This window comes from Vibrio cholerae (assembly GCF_008369605.1).
Lineage (GTDB): Bacteria > Pseudomonadota > Gammaproteobacteria > Enterobacterales > Vibrionaceae > Vibrio > Vibrio cholerae.
The window spans coordinates 1,602,428-1,625,574 of the sequence record NZ_CP043554.1 but is presented as its reverse complement, the minus strand read 5'-3'; the positions used below and the strand labels follow the sequence as shown (position 1 = coordinate 1,625,574).

The window sequence follows — 23,147 nt, the reverse complement described above, 5'->3', positions numbered from 1 at the left end:
GCGGGTCGCGAGGGTTTACCCCAATCGCATCGTCTATTGATGCTCATGGGGATCAACTCAGTGCTTGTTTACTGGCAACTCCAGTTTGTTGGGGTATAGAGGTAGCCATAGCGAGAAACAAGCTCCGCCCAATGGACTCTTGGTCAGCGTGACTTCACCTTGGTGACGCGCCATGATCTGCTTAACGATGGCAAGCCCAAGACCAAAACCTGACTGCGCTTTGTTGCGTGACGAGTCAGTGCTGTAAAAGGCATCGAAGATATGCGGCCAATGTTGCTCTTCAATCCCCGGTCCATTGTCGTGTATGGCGATGCAGAGCTTAGCGTCAACGGTACTCGCTTCAATCAGTAGACGATCACCTGCGTACTTTTCTGCATTACGGATGAGGTTCACCAATGCCCTTGTGAGCAATTGAGGGTCGGCATCCAGCATTAAGGGTTGCAGAGAAGGGAGGTACTGTATTTGTAAACTGCTTTTATGGCTTTGCTCGTCAATAAAGTCGGCAAGCCACTGATTAACTTCTAAATGCTGACTCTGGATGTCGCTTTCTGGGTGTTCTAGTTTGGCGTAATACAGCAGTTCATCCACCATGGTTTCCATTTCCTCCGTGTCCTCAATAATGCTCGCAACTTGCTGTTGCTGTTTTGCATTCAACTGGCTTTCGGCTAACACTTCAGCTTGCCACTGGATACGGAAGATCGGGGTGCGTAAATCATGTGCGATGGCATTGGTGAGCGCTTTGTTACTGAGGATCAGGTGAGAGATTTTATCGGCCATCATGTTAAAGCTATGGTTGAGCTTACCCACGCTTTTACTGCTTTTAGTACTCGCTCGCGCTTGCAAATTACCATTTGCGAAATCGTGAGTGACCCGCTCCAACTCACGTAGCCGGCGACTCAAAAACCAAATTAAGAACATACAATAGAGAGCAAACCCACCTAACATAAAGACAAACAATAGGTTATCGGCGCGATCTATGGCTTGATAGACAGGGGAGTGGCTGTCGGGTTTGAGGAGATAAATTTGCTCGTTGGAGTCCAACTGAAGCCATAAATGACGGTCATCATCGTGGAAAATAGGAGAATGCGCTGCCTCACTCGAAAAGTGCTGTTGTACCTCTGGTGGTAATTCGGTGATTGGTAGTAAGTCGACCGTTTTGTGGATATGTTCGGCATAGCCACGCAGTGCGGTTTTCGCCGCTTCTGGACTGTCTAACCGACGAATTTGACTTAATAAAGTCTGTAAGGCTTCTGCCTGATAATCTTCCAGTACGTAGTCATAGTCGGTATCTAATTCATAGACAATAAAGCTATAGCTGACCAAGCTGCCAAAAAACAGCACGATCAGTGAGACAAGTGACTCGATGTAAATGCGGCGCATAGGTTTCCTTTAAATCAACTTAGGTTTACCAAGTGTCAGGCACAAATAAATATCCCTTACCGCGTACCGTAATGATCCGTTTCGGCGTGCTAGAGTCATCACATAGCTTTTTACGTAAAGTGACAATTTTGTTGTCGACTGTCCGATCTAGCCCATCATACTCAATCCCCCGAAGTGATTTGGTCAAAAACTCGCGTGATACAACTTGATCCGCCGCTGAAGCTAAGAGCCACAGCAGATCGAATTCACTATCCGATAAGTTGATCACTTCTCCATCCAATTCGCAGTGGCGTCGGCTTTGGTTAAGTAACAAGCCGCCAAATTGCAATAAATGGGTAGCATCGGCACTGGCGGCGGTTCGCTCTTCTCGGCGCATCAGCATGCGGATCCGTGCCAAAAGCACTCTGGGTTTTATGGGTTTATTGACGAAGTCATCGGCGCCCATTTCAAGGGCGGCAACATGGTCAAAATCATCATCACTGGCGGTAAGCATGAGAATCTTACCGAGAAATTGTGCACGGATCTGTCTACAAATTGTCAGACCATTTTCGCCAGGTAGCATAAGATCGAGCAGAACCAGATCAGGCTGATTAAGCAGAATTTGTTCGGGAGCGGTTTCGCCAGTTGCAAAAGTGGTTACTTGGAAACCTTGATTGGTCATGTACTCGGCCAACATTTCGCGAAGTTTAGTGTCGTCTTCGATAATGTAGAGACTGGGTTGGTTAGACATGGGGACCTCGTATTTACGGTTTATCCATCAAGGAACAAACGTCCAATACTAACTGAAAATATCATCAGTAAAACGAATATTTCTGTTTGTTTCTGTCAGAAAACGGAATGTTTATCAAAATAGAGTTCTGTATATGTGGCACGACGAGTATTTTTTCTTTTCATAGGTACTGTTCACACGATCGGCATTATGCAATGATGTGCGCCATGCATAGTGTTCGAAAAATACATCAGGTACGATTTTAACCAGATAAGAAAATGCTGTTCGCTAAACTCAGTAACTTCTCTACACTTCTACACTATTATCATCGGTTATCGATGAGTTCTTCTTGTTGCTTTATGGCTACACTCTCAGTGATTAAACGGATTCAACTAAGTGGCTTCTGACTCAATTCCTCGCCGCGTGTTAAAAAAGCGTCGACGCGCACAAAAAAACAAACCTCGATACTGGCTAATTGCGGTACTGCTTATTGGTACAGCAGGTGGTGCTGCTCTGTTCCATGAAATGGAAACCTCAACACTGCAATCGCGTGAAATCAGTCGTTATGCGGCTGGGTTGACCTATCAAGTTGAGCCGGGAGCCAGCGACAAAATTGCGTTCCCGAGTTACGGGCCTTTCGACCAGCGTTTAGGTTATGTGGCGCTACCGAATATTCAAGAGCGTCTATTGCAGCGTGGTTTTACAATTCGCCAGCAAGTGCGTTTTTCCGATGAGCTTCAGCGTTATGCGCAATATGGACTGTATGTGCCTTACACGGAAAAAGTGCAAGCTGGACTTACCTTATTTGATTGCCGTACTGAACCCGTTTATCAATTCCGTTATCCCGGCAACCACTATGCAGACTTTAACGCGATCCCTGATCTGATTGTGCAGTCGCTATTGTTCATCGAAAACCGCGATTTGTTGAGCGATAAAAATCCGCTGGTGAACCCTGCTGTAGATTGGCCACGCTTTTTTAAAGCGGCTCTGACTCAGGTCGGTAAAGCGCTCGATTTGGATGGGCAATCGGCGGGCGGAAGTACGCTGGCGACTCAAGTTGAGAAATACCGTCACTCAGAAGATGGATTGACTTACAGCCCACAAGAGAAAATTCGCCAAATGGTTTCGGCGAGCGTACGTGCTTATCGACTTGGGGCCAATACCTTAGAGGCACGTAAGTTGGTGGTGTGGGCTTATTTGAACTCAGTGCCGCTGTCGGCTGCGCCCGGTTATGGTGAAGTGCATGGTTTAGGTGATGGTTTGTGGGTATGGTTTGCAGCGGATCCAGAGCGTGTCAATCAACTGCTGGACACTCGACTCAATCAGTCTGTCGATCTCGCCGAACAAGGTTTGGCATTGCGTCAGGTGGTTGCGCTGATGATTGCTCATCGTCGCCCGTCATACTACTTAGCGGTATCGGGTCGTTCGGATTTAAATACCTTAACTGACAGTCACATACGACTTTTCTACCGTGAAAAGATGATTTCAAAATCATTAATGGATGCGGCATTGAACGCGAGATTACAGTTCCGTGATTTTGTGCGTCAACCTGCGGTGACTCGAATTAATACCAATAAAGGTTTACTGGCGGCACGTACCCATTTAAGCCGTCAGCTTGGGGTGAGTTTGTATGATCTTGACCGAATGGATCTTAGCGCCTCAACCACGCTGAACTTTGAATTACAAAGTGAAGTTACTCGTTATTTGCAGAAATTGGCGAATCCTGAGTACGCAGCGCAAGTGGGCATTCTTGGTTTCCGTTTACTGGCGGCAGAAAAAACGGCGGATGTGCGTTACAGCTTCACACTGTTTGAACGAACGGATGAAGGTTTCAAAGTGCGTGTGCAAACCGACAACACCAATCAACCGTTCGACCTCAATGAAGGCAGTAAGTTGGAGTTGGGCTCTACCGCTAAGCTGCGTGTATTAACGACTTATCTTGAGATTATCGCCAAACTACACAGTAAATATCATGACTTGTCGGTAATGGAACTTCGCCGCCATCTGGTAGAGGCACAAGATACTTTGAGCGTCTGGTCATTGGAATGGTTACTGACGAGTCCAAAACGCGATTTGGCGACTATGTTAGAAGCGGCATTGGAACGTGAATATTCCGCAGATCCGAAAGAGCGCTTTTTTACCGGTGGAGGTATCCATACCTTCAATAACTTCCGTAAAGAAGATGATGAACGTATCGTGACGATGCGTGATGCATTGCGTGAGTCGATCAACCTGCCTTTCGTGCGACTAATGAAAGATATTGAGCGCTACACCCTATACAGTGAAGGGTATCGAGCTCAATTGATGAAGGATGATAAAGATCCGCGCCGCATGGAATATTTGCGTCAGTTTGCGGATAAAGAGGGTAGAGCATATCTACTTCGCTTCTGGCGCAAATACAAAGACAAAACGACAGACGAGCGTATGGCGACGCTGCTCGAAGGTTTAAAACCGAGTGCCGACCGCTTAGCAGCGGTACATCGTTACCTATTGCCAGAGGCATCTGTTAGCGAGTTTGTGCACTTTATGGATGATAAATTACCGCCTATTACGCGCGATAAGCTCACCGATAAACAGCTTGAGAAACTGTATAACAAGTATGGACGTGGTAAATATTCACTGCCGGATCAAGGTTACATCGCTCGGGTACATCCGCTTGAACTGTGGCTATTGGGGTATCTCAATGAACACCATCAGGCATCTTTTAGCGATGTTGTTGCGGCCAGCAGTGATAAACGCCAAGAAGTGTACAGCTGGTTGTTTAAAACTCGTCACCGTAATGCCCGTGACAGCCGAGTGCGCACCATGTTGGAAGTGGAAGCCTTTACGGATATTCACCAAAGCTGGCAACGCTTAGGTTACCCGTTTGATCACCTTGTGCCTTCTCTTGCTACTGCACTGGGTAGCTCGGGTGATAGGCCTGCCGCCTTGTCTGAATTAATGGGTATTATTTTAAACGATGGTGTACGTGTGCCGACGAAACGGATTAACCATCTGCATTTTGCGCAAGATACTCCGTTTGAAACCGAGTTCACGCCTGTTGAAACTCAAGGCGTGCGTGTCTTGCCTGTCGAAGTCGCAAGAGCGTTGCGCGGGGCGTTATCTCAGGTGGTGGACAGTGGTACTGCAAGACGGATCTCTGGTGTGTTTAAACTGCCGGATGGTACGCCGATAGTATTGGGTGGTAAAACCGGAACGGGCGATAACCGCTTACAAACGGTCAACCGTGCTGGTACTGTTGTGCAATCTCTAGCGCGTAACCGAACTGCCACCTTTGTTTTCTATTTGGGCGATCGTCACTTTGGAACACTAACCGCGTACGTCGCGGGAAGTGATTCAGAGAAATTTACCTTTACCTCGGCACTGCCGGTGCAGGTATTGAAAGGTATGGCACCGATTTTATCGCCTTATCTGGCTCCGAATGAGCAAGAGTGCCGACCTACGATGAACCCCTCAAGCACACAATAAATATAAGCACAATAAGATTAAGGCAGGAGATTTCCTGCCTTAATCGTTTATGTCTTGCCTGCTTGAAGCTGCAGAGGGGGCTTATTTTTTGGGTTCGGAAATTTGGTAAAGCTTGCGCTGATGAGTATCGCAAGTGGTTTCACAATTACACTCTTTATCAATCCCCACGTTAGCTAGCCCACCGCAACTACCCTGAATTGGTTTGCGCTTAGCCATCACCCCTAACGTCATTAAAACCGCAAAGAGCACAAAGGCACCGAAAGCCAGTAGATACGTCATCTCTCTTCTCCTTTCCATAACCGTTTGATGGAAAACCCACGCTGAAACAGGTGTGTCGATGGCGAAACGAATGTGCTACGCGAGCCTGAAGGATTGCTACTGTGTTTACCACATCCTCGTTCACCATGAACTTTATTTGGTGAGGCTTTGCCATAACTTAAATCCGTGATTGGCTGTAACTGTGTTAATACCAGATCGGTTAAAGCAATTCCCCTAGGTAAAGCATAGACGCGGATCCCTGCGTTAAACAAGGCTTGCAGCATGGATTGTCCGATTTGGCGAACCGCAACTGCTTCGACTTGATAGTGGCGGAGCTGATGCAGAATCGCTGACTTTTTGCCACAGGACTTTGATGGGTCAAGTTCAAGATGGAATTCCGCTTGTAACTGCTGTGTATTGGAATCGATAACGGAAAATGAGGGCGCTTTGGCAAAATGGTTAAACGGCACACCGTGGCGGCTAGGAACGGCTAGAATCATTTTAGTTCTCCTAAATAAGATTACGTCGCTATCTTGCGCTCATTATTGGCATATGCCAATAATGAAATCAGCAAACTTATCTGTCGTCTCTGTGGAGCGTGAGTAGCGAATGAATGGGTATTTTTCGTCATCTTGTTAAAACACCATCTATACTTCTATCACTTCATAAGCAGCTCAATTTTTATCACCACCATTAGCTTGGTGTAAACGTTATCACTCATTGATTTTTTAGATATGACATTATGCCACTGAGTGAGCACGGGTATTGTCATCATATAAGGGCTAAATTGTTATTGAGTTCAAACTATTTAAACAAATGGTTACAGTTTGGCGGTTTGAAGAACAATTTTTTAACTGGTTCACATTAATTGTGTTTTTTAAAACTATACTTCTGAGTAAACGTTTTCACTGACTGTGCAAGTGGATTTTTGTACAAAAAGGTCGAGTAAGCGTTGTTCCCTACACACGTAATACAAAACAACAAATAGGACTTGTTCAATGAGAAAGTTAACTGTTTTAGCAATGCTTTCTGCTGGTATGGGTTTTGGTACACAAGCTCTGGCAGATACCACCATTGGCTTTACCATCTACAAATACGATGACAACTTTATGTCGGTTGTTCGCCAAGCGATTGAAAAAGAAGCTGCGGCGGATAGCAACACGCGTATCCTCATGAATGACTCGCAAAATAGCCAGTCGATGCAAAATGACCAAGTCGATGTGATGTTGGCGCGTGGCGTACAAGCGCTCGCGATCAACCTTGTTGACCCGGCGGCTGCACCCACCATCATCCAGAAAGCTAAAATCGACGACGTTCCTGTGGTGTTTTACAACAAAGAACCGTCCGCTGAAGCGATGGCCAGTTATGACAAAGCGTTTTATGTCGGAACTGACTCTAAAGAGTCTGGCATCATTCAAGGCGATTTGATTTCTGCGCAGTGGAAAGCTAACCCAACGTGGGATAAAAACGGCGATGGCGTGCTGCAATACGTGATGCTCAAAGGTGAGCCTGGCCACCCAGATGCGGAAGCGCGTACTACTTATGCAGTGAAAACCATCAACGATAACGGTATTAAAACCCAAGAGCTGCACATGGATACCGGCATGTGGGATACCGCGATGGCGAAAGACAAAATGGACGCGTGGCTCTCAGGTCCAAATGGCAGCAAAATCGAAGTCGTGATTGCCAACAACGACGGTATGGCGATGGGCGCGATTGAGGCTCTGCGCGGTGCTGGCCAAAAAATCCCAGTATTTGGTGTCGATGCTCTGGCAGAAGCCTTGGCACTCATTAAGTCCGGCGACATGGCGGGTACTGTACTGAATGATGCGCAAAACCAAGCTAAAGCGACCTTTGAATTGGCGCGTAATCTAGCCAATGGCAAACCTGCTGCCGAAGGCACTCAGTGGACGATTGATAATAAGGTCGTTCGCGTACCTTACGTAGGCGTTGACATCAATAACGTCGAATAACCTTGGCGAGAAGAGGGGAAGGAGACTTCCCCTCTTCACAATCCCTTCTTAGTTGAAGCCGCAACGCTAAGTAATTTGGATATATTTTTGCAACATCGAAAGATTCAGCGACAGATCAACGGATTTGCCGCACAGAGATATCACGCCGTGTGTACCACGCATTGATATGGGTTGTCTGAATTTTTGCATAATAAAAGTGATGCCATGGTCAATCAAACACATGAATTCCTGTTGGAAATGACAGGGGTGAGTAAAGAGTTCCCCGGAGTGAAAGCTCTGGATAAGGTGAATTTAAAAGTGCGTCCGCATTCGGTTCATGCCTTGATGGGTGAAAATGGCGCAGGCAAATCTACCTTGTTGAAATGCTTATTTGGTATTTATGAGAAAGATGAAGGCGATATCATTTTTCTTGGCCAGCATGTGAACTTCTCCTCATCAAAAGAGGCGCTGGAATCCGGTGTCTCTATGGTTCACCAAGAGTTGAACCAAGTAAAACAGTGCTCGGTGATGGATAATATTTGGCTTGGCCGTTATCCCACCAAAGGATTTTTTGTCGATCACGACAAAATGTATCGGGATACCAAAGCGATTTTTGCCGAACTCGATATTGATATCGATCCGAAGGTCAAAGTTGCGACCTTGTCGGTTTCACAGATGCAGATGCTCGAGATCGCCAAAGCGTTTTCCTACGATGCCAAAGTGGTGATCATGGATGAACCTACCTCATCCCTGACCGAAAAAGAGGTAAACCATCTTTTTACCATCATCAAAAAGCTCAAAGAAAAAGGCTGTGGGGTGGTGTACATCTCGCACAAAATGGAAGAGATCTTTTCTATTTGCGATGAGATCACCATTTTGCGTGATGGCCAGTGGGTCGATACGCGTCCGTTGAAAGGGTTGGACATGGACAAGATCATTTCGATGATGGTTGGCCGTGAACTGACCCAGCGTTTCCCTGAAAAAAGCAACGAACCGAAGAATGTCATTCTTGAGGTGAAGAATCTCACCGCACTCAATCAACCCTCGATTCAAGATATTTCGTTTGAACTACGAGCTGGGGAGATTTTGGGCGTGGCGGGTCTCGTCGGTTCGCGTCGTACCGACATTGTGGAAACCATTTTTGGTGTGCGTGAACGCAGTGCCGGACATATTCTGCTCCATGGTCGTGAAATGAAAAATCACGATGCGCATGAAGCGATCAGAAACGGTTTTGCACTCGTGACCGAAGAGCGCCGCTCGACGGGGATTTACTCCAACCTCGACATCACTTTTAACTCTCTCGTTGCCAACGTGGACGAGTACAGAACGCCTTACGGTCTACTCAGTGACAAGAAGATGAAAAGTGATACGCAATGGGTGATTGATTCTATGCGGGTGAAAACCCCGTCGCATCAAACTCATATCGGTTCGCTTTCCGGTGGTAACCAGCAAAAAGTCATCATCGGGCGCTGGCTGCTGACTCAACCGGAGATTTTGATGTTGGATGAACCCACACGCGGTATTGATGTGGGCGCAAAGTACGAAATTTACCAGCTGATTTTAGAGCTGGCCAAGAAAGACAAAGGCATCATCATTATTTCCTCTGAGATGCCGGAACTGCTCGGAATTACCGACCGGATCATGGTGATGAGCAACGGCCGCAATGCGGGCATTGTGAATACCAAACAAACTTCTCAGAACGAAATTCTAGAACTGGCCTCTCGATACCTCTAAGGAAATGACTATGGATGCTGTCAAATCATTTGCAATTAAACATTTAAAAGAGGGCGCAATCTACGCAGTGCTGTTTATTCTGCTGGCGATTATTGTGATTCAAGAGCCCTCATTTCTAAGCTTACGTAACCTCAGTAATATCCTGACTCAATCCTCGGTGCGCGTGATTATTGCGTTGGGGGTAGCCGGTTTGATCGTGACTCAAGGCACTGACTTATCAGCTGGTCGCCAAGTGGGTCTCGCCGCGGTGATTTCCGCTACTTTGTTGCAATCAATGGATAACGTGAACAAAGTATTCCCAAGCTTGGGTGAAATTCCCATTCTGGCGGTGATCATTAGTGTCTGCTTGATTGGTGCGATTATCGGCTTGGTGAACGGTGTGATAGTGGCTTACCTCAAAGTAACGCCATTCATTGCGACCTTAGGCACCATGATCATCGTGTACGGCATTAACTCGCTGTACTACGATTCGGTCGGTGCATCACCGATTGCGGGTTTTGATGAACGCTTCACTACCTTCACTCAAGGCTTTATCCGCATCGGCGATTTCAGGTTCTCCTACATCACCTTCTACGCCATTATCGCGATCATTTTTATGTGGGTGCTGTGGAATAAAACCGTGTTCGGCAAAAACATTTTTGCGGTTGGTGGAAACCCAGAAGCGGCGAAAGTGTCGGGTGTTAACGTGCCTCTGACTCTGCTTAAAGTGTATGCGCTTTCCGGTGTGTTCTATGCGTTTGGCGGTATGCTCGAAGCAGGACGAATTGGTAGTGCTACCAACAACTTAGGCTTCTTATATGAGTTGGATGCGATTGCAGCGTGTGTGGTGGGCGGTGTCTCATTCGCTGGCGGGGTGGGGAGTATCGCTGGGGTCGTAACCGGGGTACTGATCTTCACCGTAATCAACTACGGTATGACCTACATCGGCGTTAGTCCTTACTGGCAGTACATCATTAAAGGTTCGATCATCATCTTCGCTGTAGCGCTGGATTCAATGAAATACGCCAATAAGAAGTAAGCAGATTGTCGATTTGTCTGTTTTTAAGGCCTGATGATTATCAGGCCTTTTTCATCTCACCTTCACATCTCCTCAGCAGGGCGAATCGATCGCCATTTATTGATGATGTTTTCCGTCTAAATTTGAGCTGACTAAGCTTGATACAACCACCGCCATATAGAAAACGCCAACAACTGATTCTAAATAGACGAGTGTTTTGGCAATGGGAGTCACGGGGCTAATATCCCCATAACCGAGAGTGGTTAACGTTACGAAACTAAAGTAAGCACTGTTAGAAAAGTTATCAGCCCACGGAATGGCTTGCAAACCGTGAAATGCTTGCGGGTCTAACTCTAACAAGAGTAGGTAAGCCACGGCCCACATTAGTCCAAGCAATAAGAATAAGGCGAGAGAGCCAATTAGCTTATTGGTGTCAATTTTTCCTGAAAATAGAATCTGCCTAACTAAAGATTGGAAAGTCCCATAAAAAAAGACAAAAATGAGTGCCAGCATCAAGATATTCATCTCTTTGATATAAAAGAGATGTTGCGTCACGATAGCCCCTACCCATACCAACGCCAAGCCTCTTAAAAAATGCGTCCATTTGCGGTCAAAGTGCAAGCTAACGAAGCAAACAATAAAGATCACGACAATGATGCCCTGCATGACGTAGTCCATCACATTGTCTTGTAGTAGTTGTACAAGAGCTGAGGAGATCAGCAGTATGATCAAGGCTAACGTGAAGTAGATAAAATTATTTTTTTCACTGATGTTGGGTAGTGGTTTACTGAGCCTCATGGTTGATTTCCTTTCGCTTTTTGCATTGCGTATCAGCACACTGGGGCAAAAGAATATCGAAAAATGGCCATGTTTAATATGCATTTGTTCGAGCATTATCGTTATACTCAGCAGCAGTTTATTGAATAACATTCAAGGTGCGAAACGTGGATATCAAAGTGAAAGATTCATTGGTGGGCGGGGTGATTAACGGAGCCATCAATGGTTATATCGCGAGCTACCATTTCAAAGGAATGGATAGCGTTCCTATGTCACTTAATGTGATCACAAATTCTGAGGTGACCGTGTGGGGACAGGCCGTGTCTCTCACCTTCGGTTTAGGGATTATTTTATCGCTGATCACTTCCAAGCTGTTTCTTCATCAACTGAACAAATCCCATCCACAGCATGTGCAGCAACTTCAGAGCGGTTTTTGGTCTAACCTTGTGCCGATTGCGGTTGGGCAGGCGGCGGCGCTATTTGGTTGGTTTGTGGCTCTTGCTGTAATCTGGACCAAATACGTTGGTGAGGTGTCGGTTTCTTCTTCGAGTGCCGTGCTATTAGTTGGCCTGTTTGCTTTCATCATTACGATTGCCGTCGAAGTACGAACCAAGAAAAGTATTATCTATAAGAAAGTCAATTTACTGGAACAACAGCAGTAAACGAGAAATAGGAACCGAAAATGTCAGAAAATAATACCAAAACGAGTGCTGAGAAAAGCGATAAAAAAATTAATCAAGCTCGCTCCTTCACTTACTATATTTTTGCTTTGGTTGCAGCCCTTTGGCTATACACCTTGTGGGCAGACAGAATGACGCCTATGACCGATCAAGCGCGCGTTAATGGTCAATTGATCCGCATTAGTCCTGAAGTCTCTGGCCCAATTGCACAAGTGCATATTACTAACAACAGTAGTGTGAAGACGGGAGATGAGCTGGTCACTATCGACCCACGTCCATTTGAACTGGCGGTGAAAGCAGCGAAGTTCGATTTGCAACAAGCCGCGCAATCATATCAAGCTGATTCGGCCGCGATCAGTGTTGCTCAAGCCAATGAAGTTGCGGCACGTGTAAAGGTCACCAATGCCAAGAAGAATGTCGAGCGTAACCGCGTCTTGGCAGACAAAGGCACTATCAGCCAAGCGACAATGGACAATATCCTCGCTGAACTAGAGACAGCGCAAGCCGGACTGGCTCAAGCCTCCTCCGCTCTAGAGAAAGCAAAACAAGAGTTTGGCCCAAGAGGCATTGATAACCCTGAGATTCAATCAGTGTTAAACCGACAAGAACAAGCGCTTCTCAACCTTAATCACACCAAACTTATCGCACCTGCAGATGGTGTAATCACTAACATGAATGTGGCCGTCGGTGATTACGCTGCGGCAGGACAACCACTACTCACTTTTATTAATAACAACAATCTATGGCTCACCGCTATGGTGAGAGAAAACTCTCTGGCCCATTTAAAATCGGGCGATAAAGTCAAAATTGTTTTCGATGCCTATCCCGGAGAGGTGTTTACCGGCCAAATCTCCTCCATCGGTTGGGGAAGCAGCGGTAATGGTAGCCTTGCACAAGATGCCAGTAATGGCCTGATGACTTCACCAACCAGCAGTGCTAAAGCACAACGTTTCCCTGTGAATATCGAGTTCACTGAGTTACCGGCAGATTTGGAACTCAGATACGGTGGTCGCGCCGTGGTCGGTTTTTATCCTGATGAAAGCTACCTAGGTGAAAGATTGCAAGATGTGTGGATCTGGGCATGGAGTTATATCAGCTATGTATCGTAGTGCCGCCAACCCAATTATAAGAGTTGCGGTATTCCCAGTACTTTTGCTGTTCTGGCAATACGTATTTGGGACAGATTTGCCTTTACTCGCGCCAGCGATGTGTGCGGTTTTTCTCACCACAACTCATGAACCACCGCCTGTGATTATGGTGTTTATCATGGGCGGGATTTTGTTCATTACGGCTTGGTTTCAGGCTCTAATGAGTGAGCTGCTGACCGATTATGTGCATGTTTACTACCTGTTCTTGTTTGGAATTTTTTACTGGTGTATGGAGCGTACTAAGAAAAATCCACAAGACGTGTTTGCCATCTTGCTCATCGTCTCCACGGCTATGATTGCCGTTTTTACGCAGCAGAAAGGGATTAGCGTTGAGCAAATCCCTATGGCGCTACTAAAAAATATTTTTATCGCAGGATTTACTGCCTATCTGGCTTACTGGCTATTTCCGGGCGGTGAGCCGCTGGCGACGAGTGTGGCTCCTGTAGCATCGACCACCAAATACTTACTTGACTGGCAAACCCTGTTTAAAGCGATCATTGTCATGACCATGATGGTGTGTACTATCCAATTGGACTTGGAGCAAAGTACCATCATTACCATCGTTGTCGCGTTAATGATTAAAGATCCTGACCCTAGTATTGGCAAAGATTATGGCTTAAGAAGACTCCTGACGACCTATGCCAGTTTGCTGTATGCGATTCCACCGCTTGCTATGAGTTTATTGCAAGCAAATCTGGTGGGGACCTTGGGTGTTGCGCTGGTGAGCTCGCTATTTATGGGTATTCATGCGGTAGCCAAGAAAGCCAGCTATAACTCGATTCAACTGATGTATTCCAGCTATGTCGTTTTGGTGTTTTACGGAATTACCTCAACCAGCATCAGTGCAATTTCCGATGATCTGGTGCGTTTTACCTCCGTTTTTGCGGCGGTCTTACTCGGTCTGATGAGTTTGGTTATCCTGTATCCCAAAACGAAACATTGATACGTTAAAACGAGAGCGTCACCATTTGCGATAATGGTGACGCTTTTATATTTTGGGGCGTAATTGGAATTAAAAGCTTTTGATTTTTCTACACCGAGCAGAGAAACAAGTTAAATGAGAGACTAACTTACAAAAAGTGAATGAATTATTTGACTTTCATTTTTTGTGTTTATGAGTAAAATGCCGACTCTTTTCTCAATGTCGATAGTCTCTAAGGTTCATAATCTGATTATTGTGAATTAATGAGTGAAATTTAATCGATTTTGTGCAAAAGATATTCGTTATTACTATAAATACCTAAAGGTTATTTTTTATGAAAACAGTTATTTCTTTGCTTGCTACTAGCATTTTATTCGCGTCCTCTGTGCAAGCGGAAACAACCCAAGAAACCATGTCCAACAACCAATTTGGTATTAGTTTCAAAAGCTCTGATTTTGGTAATGATTTCAGCAAAGATACAAGTTCAGATCTCAAAGATATCGATGAAAAGTTCGCCATGCTAGGTATTCATTGGGGAGCGACCAAGCAACTGAATGAACAGTAATTGACCACTCGTTATGTGTTTTTAGATTATGGTAATACGGAAATTACACTATTTGATGCATACAATAAGCTTGTCGTCGAGCGTCAACTCGCGATCCTTGGTGTAGGGCAGAATATTCAACATAACTTCAATGATCTGTTTTACGTAAAAGCGGGTGCAGAGATTGGTCTATATCATGATGAATTAGATGTCTCAGTAAGAAGCTTAAGTCGTGCTGACAAAAATCAAAGTAACACTGGAGCTTTGCTCGCAGCGTCTGTTGGTGCTGGCGTTATGTTCACTGAACATTGGAATTTAGAGTTAGGTTATAAGTATCAATATCTGGCTAGCAACAAATTTGATGGCTTGGACAATGTCAACTTTACTAAAGCCAGCCAAGTATTTCTTGGTGTGAACTATAACTACTAATCTATTTTTCTAAAAGACTTGCTAGGGTTATCAGTTACAAACTAAAGCGAGTTTGAAAAATATCCCTTTCCTACTTGAAGCTGCAGCGGTGATGGCTACGTTTGTTCACTCCAATCACAGTGTTTATCTATGCTCATTGGGATGAACTCACTTGCTGTCTGCAACTCCAAGCCGTTTGGGTATGATGGCTAATCGAGCCGCCAATTTAGGCGGCTTTTTTACAGCATAAACTGAATGTCGACAAAGGATAGAACAGTGGTAGAGTGTGCAAAGTACAAGTAGGCAGGGTGCATTGCCATTATGAATAAATGACATGATTTATGAGTCACAATAATAAGGATAAAAAATCGATGCTCAAACGGCCTTTTATTGCTCTGCTGATAATATTACTCGCTGCCTGTTCAACACATCACTCAGATGAATATTCCATTAGTATTAGCGAGCGTACTCTTGAGAAAGTAAACTCTATTATCGAAAGTGAAATAAAACCGAATGCATATTTAACATCGGGTGACTTACTCGTTCATACATCTCGCTTATTTATGGATACTCCCTATCAAGCGAATACATTAGTTCATCATTCCGACCAGCCATACGCGCTAGTAGTGAACTTTGATGGGATGGATTGTTTTACCTATTTAGATTATGTCGTAGCGTTAAGCCAAGCTTCCGATACACCATCATTTTTCAGTTCCCTGATGAATATTCGCTATAAAAAGTCCCATATTCATTTTTATGATCGCAAGCACTTCTTCAGTGATTGGTATGCATTATCACCACAGATTGCTATCGATATTACTGAAAAGATGAGTCCTGATGCTATCACTGTACCTAAACAGTTAAATCAAAAAGTAGAAGGCGGGGAATATATTCAAGGTTTAGGAGTTATTCCACGAATGATCACTTATATTCCGAGTGATAAAATTACTCAATCTGTCCTCGATAATCTGCAAAATGGTGACTTAGTCGGGGTTTATTCTCCAAAAATCGGGTTAGATGTCACTCATACCGGCATTATCGTTAAAGAAAATAATCAAATTCTCTACCGTAACGCTTCATCCTTATCCAAATACAATAAAGTTGTCGATCTTCCTTTTATGGATTATATCCGTTCAAAACCCGGAATTGTGGTTTTGCGGGTCGAATGATTGATTTCTAATGATGGAAATTATTGAGATATTTTAAACAATGACTGAGAACGTCGATTGTTCCAAGAGTAGTGAACAGATCGTCGCGAAATATAGAAAAACGCCACCTTGCGGTGGCGCGCTTATCTTCTTGCAAAGAATAGAATCAGTGCGGCAGCTTCACTCCTGTTGGACGCTTTTTACGCTCCATCAAGCGGCCAAACAGTGGGCTGAGGAGTGTCACAATCGCCAATACGGTAAAGGCTAAAGTGATTGGGCGTTCCCACAGGAAGCTGATTTCGCCATCCGTAATGATCAATGCACGGCGTAAGTTCTCTTCCATCAAACCGCCCAAAATAAAGCCGAGCAGGAGGGGGGCGAGTGGGAAGTTCGCTAGACGCAGGGCAATTGCGCCCATCGCGACCAGAATCATCACATACACATCCATGGTATTGAACGACACCAAATACACGCCGGTGATGGAGAAGAACAGAATCATCGGCAACAGTACAGTGCGTGGTACTGCCAGTAGTTTGGAGATGTACGGGATCAAAGGTAAGTTGAGAATCAGCAGTACGATGTTACCCACGTACATTGAAATGATGACTGACCAGAAAATATCGGGATGCTCAACAAACAGACGCGGACCCGGTTGAATTCCGTAAGCGATCAATGCGCCCAACATAATCGCAGTGGTGCCCGAACCTGGAATACCCAGTGTTAACAGTGGTACGAATGAACCGCTGGATGCCGCGTTGTTGGCCGACTCTGGCGCCACTAAGCCACGAAGCGAGCCTTGACCGAACTCTTCTTTTTTAGCTTTGGGGGCGAGGTTACGTTCCATTCCATAAGCCAAGAAAGCCGCAATGGTTGCGCCTGCGCCGGGTAGTACGCCAGTGAAGAAACCAAGGATTGAGGAGCGCAGTGAAACCGGAGCCGCTTCTTTGACTTCTTCCTTAGTCAGTTTCATGCTGCCGATGTTTTTCATCTGCTCTTGTTCGTTGGCACTGTTGTCTGCATCTGGTTTTAAAATGCCCATTAAGGTTTCGCCAAGGGCAAAGGTCGCCATCGCTAAGAGTAGGAAGCTAAAGCCATCCATCAAATCGGTCAGACCGAAGGTGAAGCGTTCGACACCAATGCCTTTATCAATACCGACGGTGGAAAGCATTAAACCGAGTACAGTCATCATCCATGCCTTGATGACTTGGCCTTTGCCGGCAAAGGCGGCCACGGCGGAAAGGCCAACCAGCATCAGCGCGAAATAGTCGGACGATTGGAAGCTGAGTGATACTTTGGCTAGGGCAGGCGCGGCAAACAGCAACATAATGGCAGACAGTGTACCGCCAGTGAAGGAAGCGTAAGCGGCGAGTGCCAGTGCTTTACCCGCTTGGCCTTTTTGCGCCATTGGGTAGCCATCAAATGCGGTCACGACGGTTGAAGAACACCCCGGTGCGTTGATCAAAATCGATGAGGTTGAGCCACCAAAAATCGCGCCGTAGTAAACGCCCGCCATCAAAATCAGGCCAGAAGCGGGTTCTAATCCGTAAGTAATCGGGATCATCAGCGCAATCGCTGAAATGGGGCCTAAACCGGGAAGCATGCCAATGAAGGTACCGACAAAGCAGCCGATCATGACCATCATCAGGTTGGTCGGCATTACCGCCGTTGCCAGCCCTTGTAAAATTCCGTCTAACATGATGATTTCCTATCCGAAAGTAAACAGATGACCAGGTTCAAGATACACATCCAGTCCTTTGGTCAGTAACAAATAAAAAGCGAGCACGAAGGGGAATGAAGCACCAAACAGGATGCTTTTACGTCGTTCGCCCAGCAGGTAAAAACCAGCAAGTAAGAAGAAGGAAGTGGCCAGCACAAAACCGAGATAAGTCAGGCCAAGGCCGTACAGCGCCATCAGTACCAAAAAGCCAATCAGTAACTTCCAATTAAACTCCAATACCGCACCACTTTTCTTATCGGGTTGCCCAACAACAAGCAGTAACAGCGATAGGGCGATGCCCGCATAAGTCAAAATAGTAGGCAGAGTCCGGGCGTTAAAGGGTTCCAACTCATCGCCCGGAAACATGGTGATGAGTGAGGTTTGATAGCCGTAACCAAGGGTGAACAGCAGGAATAACATGGCTCCCACTCGGTCACGGCAGAGTAAGTTTTCTTTGGTGAAAATTTTGGTTGGCAGGTCCGACATATCCAACTCCATTGGGTTTGTGAACGGTGTGCGAGAAAGAGCCGAGTAAACACAAGTTAATAAATGGGGATTAACCAAACCTGTCACACTACCAGCAAAAATGCAGGCAGCATTAAGGTGTTTGGGTATGACTGCAAGTCAAAGGAACTTTATCCATAAACAAACTTTACCCATAAACAAAGGAGTGACGGTGTTTACGTTTACTCGGCAAACAGTGTGAGAGAAGCGGATTGCTCCGCTTCTGCTGCAATTACTTCAAGAAGCCGAGTTCACGCATCAGGTCGCCCATTTGCTTCTCTTGTTCTTCAAGGAAAGCGTAAAACTCTTTGTCACCTTTGTAGCTGTCAATCCAGCCATTACGGTCACGGATCACTTTCCACTCTTCGCTGGCAAACATCTTCTTGAACACTTCGTTCCACTCCGCGACTTTTTCTGCGCTCACGCCCGGTGCGGCAAAGTAGCCACGCCAGTTAACGAAGGTGGTTGGGTTGCCATAGTCGGCAAGGGTTGGAATATCGGGTGCGATGTCCAAACGTTTTGGAGAGGTGATCGCTAAAACGCGCACTTGACCAGATTTCGACATCTCCAGCACTTCGCCCAGACCTGTTGAAAGGACTTGAGTTTCGCCAGAGAGCAGGGCAGTCATGGCTGAGCCACCCGCATCATAAGCCACGTAACGTACTTCTTTCGGGTCTAAGCCTTGGCCTTTAAAGGCCGCCGCAGCGACTAAGTGATCCATGCTGCCGCGTGCTGAGCCGCCTGCGATTTTGATTTGCTTAGGGTTGGCTTTGAAATCCGCGACCACTTGTTCCCAAGAGGTGTATTTTGAATCACCTGCCACTACAAACGCACCGTAGTCAGAGACGATTTCGGCAACTGGCGTGAGATCTCGGAAAGATTGAGGGAAAACACCAGACAGCGAACGAATGACGATCGGGGTCGAGTTAATCATCAGCGTATCTTGCTGACGATCGGCGGTTTCAATCAGGTGTGCGATCGCTTTACCGCCACCGCCACCAGAGAGGTTTTGGTAAGAAGCATTCCCGACCAATTTCGCTTTCATAAGCGCATCGCCTGTGGCGCGTGCCGTCATATCCCAGCCACCACCAGCACCACCGGGTACGATAAAGTGTATTTTTTCAAGGTCAGCCGCGAGAGAAGAGAAAGAAAAAGTAGCGGCCAGCATGGCGGCGGTGAGGGAGGGTTTAAAAAACTTCAGCATGTTCACGTTCCTTATGTTGGCGCATCATACAGCTCGTTGATGCTTATTGTTTTGTCCCCTTTTGATCTGAAGCGGCAGCGGTGTCGGCTACGATTCAAGTCATTGGGGTATCTCTTTTTCACCACGACCTCACGAAAAGAGACATGATTAACGCTTGTCAGTCATTATCGTCAATCGTGAGGATTCTGTGGCCAAGGTTTGGGGTACCACTGCTCCTGATAATGAGCATGTAACCAAGGTTAATAAGCTGTTAAATAAATGTCTTTAATCCGTCAATAAAAGCAATATTGGGCATTAAGTGAATTATGTTCATAAAGTTTACGGTCTTGATTGAGGTTATGTTGACGTCATGGAAAGGCGTGTTGTGTAGACAGATATTAATCATGATACGCAACCAGTCGGTGAGAAATAAAAAAGAAGTCTTTATTTTACTATTTGTTTTTAAAGGTTTTTACTTCAATTTCCCTTTCTTTCTCCCCGTGTTCAACTTTATACCTTAGTCTAAAGTGTCGACAATTGTCTTGATTGTCGACACTTTTATGGGCTATTTTTTCATCAGACCAAGATAGCGATGCGCATTTAACACAGAGTGAGTTGTGAACAGTTAGGTGCGAAGATGAGAATCACGATTGATGAAAAGTAGTCCGTTAGTCCGCCAAGCGAGCACTGAAAAAGAGAGCACCAAATCAGAGAATCTGACTGAGTATCTGATTGAAGCCATTGTTGAAGGTCAGCTCGCGCCGGGCAGTAAAATCTCTGAACCTGAGCTCGCCAAACAGTTTCAAGTCAGCCGTGGCCCACTGCGTGAAGCGTTAATGCGAGTGGAAGGGCTTGGCTTGATAGAGCGTATTCCGCACATCGGTGCGCGAGTGATTCAATTGTCACCCACCAAATTGGTTGAGCTGTATGCAGTGCGCGAAGCTCTGGAAGGCATGGCCGCAAGGTTAGCAGCGCGCAATATTACTGAAATCGAACTGGCCGGCTTAGAAAGCCTATTGTCGACACATTCGACCCATATCGATCAGGTTGAAGGCGCTTCTTACTTTCACCAGCAGGGTGATTTCGATTTCCACTACCGAATTATTCAGGCCAGCCGCAATCAACAACTGATTGGTTTGCTGTGTGATGAGCTTTACCACTTGCTGCGCATGTATCGTTACCAATCGCCACGTTCGCATTCGCGTCCGGTAGAGGCTTTGGAAGAACACAAATTTATTCTGCGTGCGATCCGCCAACGAGACGAAGAGTTGGCCGAAATGCTGATGCGTCGCCACATCTCGCGCAGTCGTCAATTGATCGAACAACAAATAATGCTGGATGCCCAACAACAAGGTTAAGGAGAATCCCATGAGTTTAAGTCCTGGCGCCAAATTCAGGCTGGCAGTGAAAACCCATCATCCACTGCAAATCGTCGGCACCATCAATCCTTACTGCGCCATGATGGCGAAAAGTATCGGCCATCAAGCGATTTATCTCTCTGGCGGTGGCATTGCCAATGCCTCGTACGGCTTGCCAGATTTGGGCATCACCACACTCAATGACGTGTTGGTAGATGTGGAACGCATCACCAACGCCTGCGATTTGCCTTTGCTGGTGGATATTGATACCGGATTTGGCGGCGCATTTAACATTGCTCGCACCATCAAAGCGATGGAAAAAGCCGGAGCCGCAGCAGTGCACATGGAAGATCAGGTGGCGCAAAAACGCTGTGGCCATCGTCCGAATAAAGCGATTGTTAGCCAGCAAGAGATGGTGGATCGCGTGAAAGCAGCAGTGGATGCGCGCATCAATCCTGAGTTTGTGATCATGGCGCGCACCGATGCCTTAGCGGTAGAAGGCATGGACAGTGCGATTGAACGAGCGATCGCCTGTGTGGAAGCGGGCGCGGACATGATTTTCCCTGAAGCCATGACTGAGCTGAAACAGTACGAGCAGTTCTCGACTGCACTGCGTAGTGCCACAGGTAAACCTGTGCCGATTTTGGCCAACATTACCGAGTTTGGTCAGACTCCCCTTTACAGCGGTGAGCAATTAGCGGCGGTGAATGTGGATATGGTGCTGTACCCACTCAGCGCTTTCCGCGCCATGAATAAGGCGGCGGAAAATGTGTATCGCCACTTGCTGGAACACGGGAATCAGGAAGCACTGCTCGATCAAATGCAAACGCGCAAAGAGCTCTACGCTTATCTGCATTACCACGAATACGAAGACAAGCTGGATCAGCTGTTTTCACAACCCTCTTAAGTCGAGGGAAGCCCAAGGAAAACAACCCTCTTATGTTTGACAGCCAATGTGGCTGCGCGAGTAAGAGAACATTAAATCCAATAACGTGAAATTGCTCTCCTAAAACACTTGAAGGTGGACACTAAGAGGTCGGTGCGCTAGCACCAAAAGGAGAGCCAGAAAAGGAGTTCGACATGTCTGCTGCAAAAGAGTTAGGCGGAGCAGGGCTGCGCGGCCAAAGCGCGGGAAGCACCGCTTTGTGTACTGTGGGAAAAACGGGAACCGGGTTAACCTACCGTGGTTACGACATTACCGATTTGGCCCATCATGCTCAATTTGAAGAGGTCGCGCACCTGCTATTGGTGGGGCATCTGCCAACGCAAGCAGAGCTGGATCAGTACAAAACTCGTTTGATTGGCCTGCGCGGTTTACCCGAAAAACTTAAACAAGCACTGGAATTGATCCCTGCTGAAGCGCATCCGATGGATGTGATGCGCACGGGCTGCTCCATTCTTGGCAACCTTGAGCCTGAACATACCTTTGCTGAGCAACAAGCGGCGACCGAGCGTATGTTGGCGCTGTTTCCGGCGATCATCTGTTACTGGTATCGCTTCAGTCATGACGGGGTGCGTATTGATACCGCCGATCAAAGTGAAGATTCGATTGGCGGCTATTTCCTCAAAATGCTCACTGGCCAAGCGCCGAGCGAGCTGTTCAAAAAAGTGATGCACTGCTCGCTCACTCTGTACGCTGAGCATGAATTCAATGCTTCTACCTTTGCAGCAAGAGTCTGCGCGTCAACCTTGTCGGATATTCACTCTTGTGTGACAGGCGCGATTGGTACGCTACGCGGGCCTTTGCATGGTGGAGCGAATGAAGCCGCGATGGCGATGATTGAGCAGTGGCACAGTGCCGATGAAGCGGAAGCGGGCATCATGCGCATGTTGGCGAACAAAGAGAAAATCATGGGCTTTGGCCACGCGATTTATCGTGAGAGTGACCCACGCAATGCATTAATCAAAGAGTGGTCGAAGGCGCTTTCTGAAGCGGTGGGGGATTCTCATCTCTACGCTGTTTCTGAGCGTGTGGAAGCGGTGATGAAGCGCGAGAAAGATCTGTTCTGTAATGCGGACTTCTTCCACGCCTCGGCCTATCACTTTATGGGCATTCCGACCAAATTGTTTACGCCAATCTTTGTGATGAGCCGTTTAACCGGCTGGGCGGCGCATGTTTATGAGCAGCGTGTCAACAACCGAATTATTCGCCCAAGCGCCGATTATGTGGGGCCTGAGCATCAAACTTGGTTGCCGATTGAACAGCGTGGCTAACACTGAACAAGTACAACGAACCCTCCAGTGGAGGGTTCAGAGCCAT

The 23,147-nt window shown here is 46.5% G+C and carries 19 protein-coding genes and 1 pseudogene; 12 read left to right on the top strand and 8 right to left on the bottom strand.

All coding sequences use genetic code 11. From position 1 onward, the window contains the following. Positions 1 to 57: 57 nt before the first annotated feature. The gene (gene carS, locus F0316_RS07540; protein ID WP_149560368.1) at positions 58 to 1,380 is read right to left on the bottom strand and encodes a histidine kinase CarS; all 1,323 of its coding nucleotides are present in this window, start codon (positions 1,378 to 1,380) and stop codon (positions 58 to 60) included. A gap of 25 nt (positions 1,381 to 1,405) precedes the next feature. Continuing rightward, on the bottom strand, positions 1,406 to 2,110 hold the full coding sequence (gene carR, locus F0316_RS07535; RefSeq protein ID WP_000070849.1) for a response regulator transcription factor CarR: 705 nt from the start codon (positions 2,108 to 2,110) through the stop codon (positions 1,406 to 1,408). Between the two features lie 375 nt (positions 2,111 to 2,485). Between carR and F0316_RS07530 the strand changes: the two genes are divergently transcribed. Next, positions 2,486 to 5,557: a transglycosylase domain-containing protein gene (locus F0316_RS07530; RefSeq protein ID WP_000135539.1), complete on the top strand. Its 3,072-nt coding sequence runs from the start codon at positions 2,486 to 2,488 to the stop codon at positions 5,555 to 5,557. A gap of 81 nt (positions 5,558 to 5,638) precedes the next feature. On the opposite strand, the gene nqrM is transcribed toward F0316_RS07530, so the two are convergent. After that, positions 5,639 to 5,836 carry a (Na+)-NQR maturation NqrM gene (gene nqrM / locus F0316_RS07525; RefSeq protein WP_000221701.1) on the bottom strand — a complete coding sequence of 66 codons (198 nt, stop codon included), beginning with the start codon at positions 5,834 to 5,836 and terminating at the stop codon, positions 5,639 to 5,641. Continuing rightward, a complete protein-coding gene (locus tag F0316_RS07520; protein WP_000599446.1) occupies positions 5,833 to 6,315 on the bottom strand; it encodes a NifB/NifX family molybdenum-iron cluster-binding protein in 483 nt (160 codons plus the stop codon). The genes nqrM and F0316_RS07520 overlap by 4 nt, the downstream gene beginning before the upstream one ends. 498 nt (positions 6,316 to 6,813) lie before the next feature. On the opposite strand from F0316_RS07520, the gene mglB reads away from it, so the two are divergent. From mglB to mglC, 3 genes are all read left to right on the top strand, one after another. After that, entirely contained in the window at positions 6,814 to 7,788 is a 975-nt protein-coding gene (gene mglB, locus F0316_RS07510; protein ID WP_114812511.1) for a galactose/glucose ABC transporter substrate-binding protein MglB, read from the top strand. Between the two features lie 204 nt (positions 7,789 to 7,992). Further along, positions 7,993 to 9,501 carry a galactose/methyl galactoside ABC transporter ATP-binding protein MglA gene (mglA, locus tag F0316_RS07505; protein ID WP_001891850.1) on the top strand — a complete coding sequence of 503 codons (1,509 nt, stop codon included), beginning with the start codon at positions 7,993 to 7,995 and terminating at the stop codon, positions 9,499 to 9,501. Positions 9,502 to 9,511: 10 nt separating this feature from the next. After that, positions 9,512 to 10,519: a galactose/methyl galactoside ABC transporter permease MglC gene (gene mglC, locus F0316_RS07500; RefSeq protein WP_000340252.1), complete on the top strand. Its 1,008-nt coding sequence runs from the start codon at positions 9,512 to 9,514 to the stop codon at positions 10,517 to 10,519. Between the two features lie 96 nt (positions 10,520 to 10,615). Here the strand turns inward: mglC and F0316_RS07495 are convergent, their stop codons facing one another. Next, entirely contained in the window at positions 10,616 to 11,296 is a 681-nt protein-coding gene (locus tag F0316_RS07495) for a potassium channel family protein (RefSeq protein ID WP_001239780.1), read from the bottom strand. Between the two features lie 146 nt (positions 11,297 to 11,442). Between F0316_RS07495 and F0316_RS07490 the strand changes: the two genes are divergently transcribed. The 5 genes and pseudogenes from F0316_RS07490 to F0316_RS07470 all read left to right on the top strand — a co-directional run bounded on the left by F0316_RS07490 (position 11,443) and on the right by F0316_RS07470 (position 16,146). Further along, on the top strand, positions 11,443 to 11,937 hold the full coding sequence (locus tag F0316_RS07490) for a hypothetical protein (protein ID WP_059260656.1): 495 nt from the start codon (positions 11,443 to 11,445) through the stop codon (positions 11,935 to 11,937). Between the two features lie 20 nt (positions 11,938 to 11,957). After that, on the top strand, positions 11,958 to 13,064 hold the full coding sequence (locus F0316_RS07485; RefSeq protein ID WP_148536888.1) for an HlyD family secretion protein: 1,107 nt from the start codon (positions 11,958 to 11,960) through the stop codon (positions 13,062 to 13,064). Further along, positions 13,054 to 14,046: a DUF2955 domain-containing protein gene (locus F0316_RS07480; protein WP_149560367.1), complete on the top strand. Its 993-nt coding sequence runs from the start codon at positions 13,054 to 13,056 to the stop codon at positions 14,044 to 14,046. The genes F0316_RS07485 and F0316_RS07480 overlap by 11 nt, the downstream gene beginning before the upstream one ends. Positions 14,047 to 14,359: 313 nt before the next feature. Beyond that, positions 14,360 to 14,998 (top strand): annotated as a pseudogene (locus F0316_RS07475) (outer membrane protein). Between the two features lie 350 nt (positions 14,999 to 15,348). Continuing rightward, complete coding sequence (locus F0316_RS07470) at positions 15,349 to 16,146, top strand: DUF1460 domain-containing protein (protein ID WP_001959506.1); 798 nt, start codon at positions 15,349 to 15,351, stop codon at positions 16,144 to 16,146. Positions 16,147 to 16,291: 145 nt separating this feature from the next. On the opposite strand, the gene F0316_RS07465 is transcribed toward F0316_RS07470, so the two are convergent. The 3 genes from F0316_RS07465 to F0316_RS07455 form a co-directional block, all read right to left on the bottom strand. Continuing rightward, positions 16,292 to 17,821 (bottom strand): tripartite tricarboxylate transporter permease, encoded by a 1,530-nt coding sequence (locus F0316_RS07465; RefSeq protein WP_002052089.1) that lies wholly within the window; start codon positions 17,819 to 17,821, stop codon positions 16,292 to 16,294. A 9-nt stretch (positions 17,822 to 17,830) separates the two neighbouring features. Next, on the bottom strand, positions 17,831 to 18,328 hold the full coding sequence (locus tag F0316_RS07460) for a tripartite tricarboxylate transporter TctB family protein (protein WP_001281721.1): 498 nt from the start codon (positions 18,326 to 18,328) through the stop codon (positions 17,831 to 17,833). Between the two features lie 250 nt (positions 18,329 to 18,578). Next, the gene (locus F0316_RS07455) at positions 18,579 to 19,550 is read right to left on the bottom strand and encodes a tripartite tricarboxylate transporter substrate binding protein (RefSeq protein WP_000911050.1); all 972 of its coding nucleotides are present in this window, start codon (positions 19,548 to 19,550) and stop codon (positions 18,579 to 18,581) included. 632 nt (positions 19,551 to 20,182) lie between these two features. Here F0316_RS07455 and F0316_RS07450 point away from each other — a divergent pair. From F0316_RS07450 to prpC, 3 genes are all read left to right on the top strand, one after another. Then, entirely contained in the window at positions 20,183 to 20,887 is a 705-nt protein-coding gene (locus tag F0316_RS07450) for a GntR family transcriptional regulator (protein WP_000842742.1), read from the top strand. Positions 20,888 to 20,897: 10 nt separating this feature from the next. After that, positions 20,898 to 21,794, top strand: coding sequence for a methylisocitrate lyase (gene prpB / locus F0316_RS07445; protein ID WP_000059217.1), 897 nt, complete (start codon positions 20,898 to 20,900; stop codon positions 21,792 to 21,794). A gap of 173 nt (positions 21,795 to 21,967) precedes the next feature. Next, positions 21,968 to 23,101, top strand: a complete 1,134-nt coding sequence (gene prpC / locus F0316_RS07440) for a bifunctional 2-methylcitrate synthase/citrate synthase (protein ID WP_114731685.1) — start codon at positions 21,968 to 21,970, stop codon at positions 23,099 to 23,101. Positions 23,102 to 23,147: the final 46 nt, after the last annotated feature.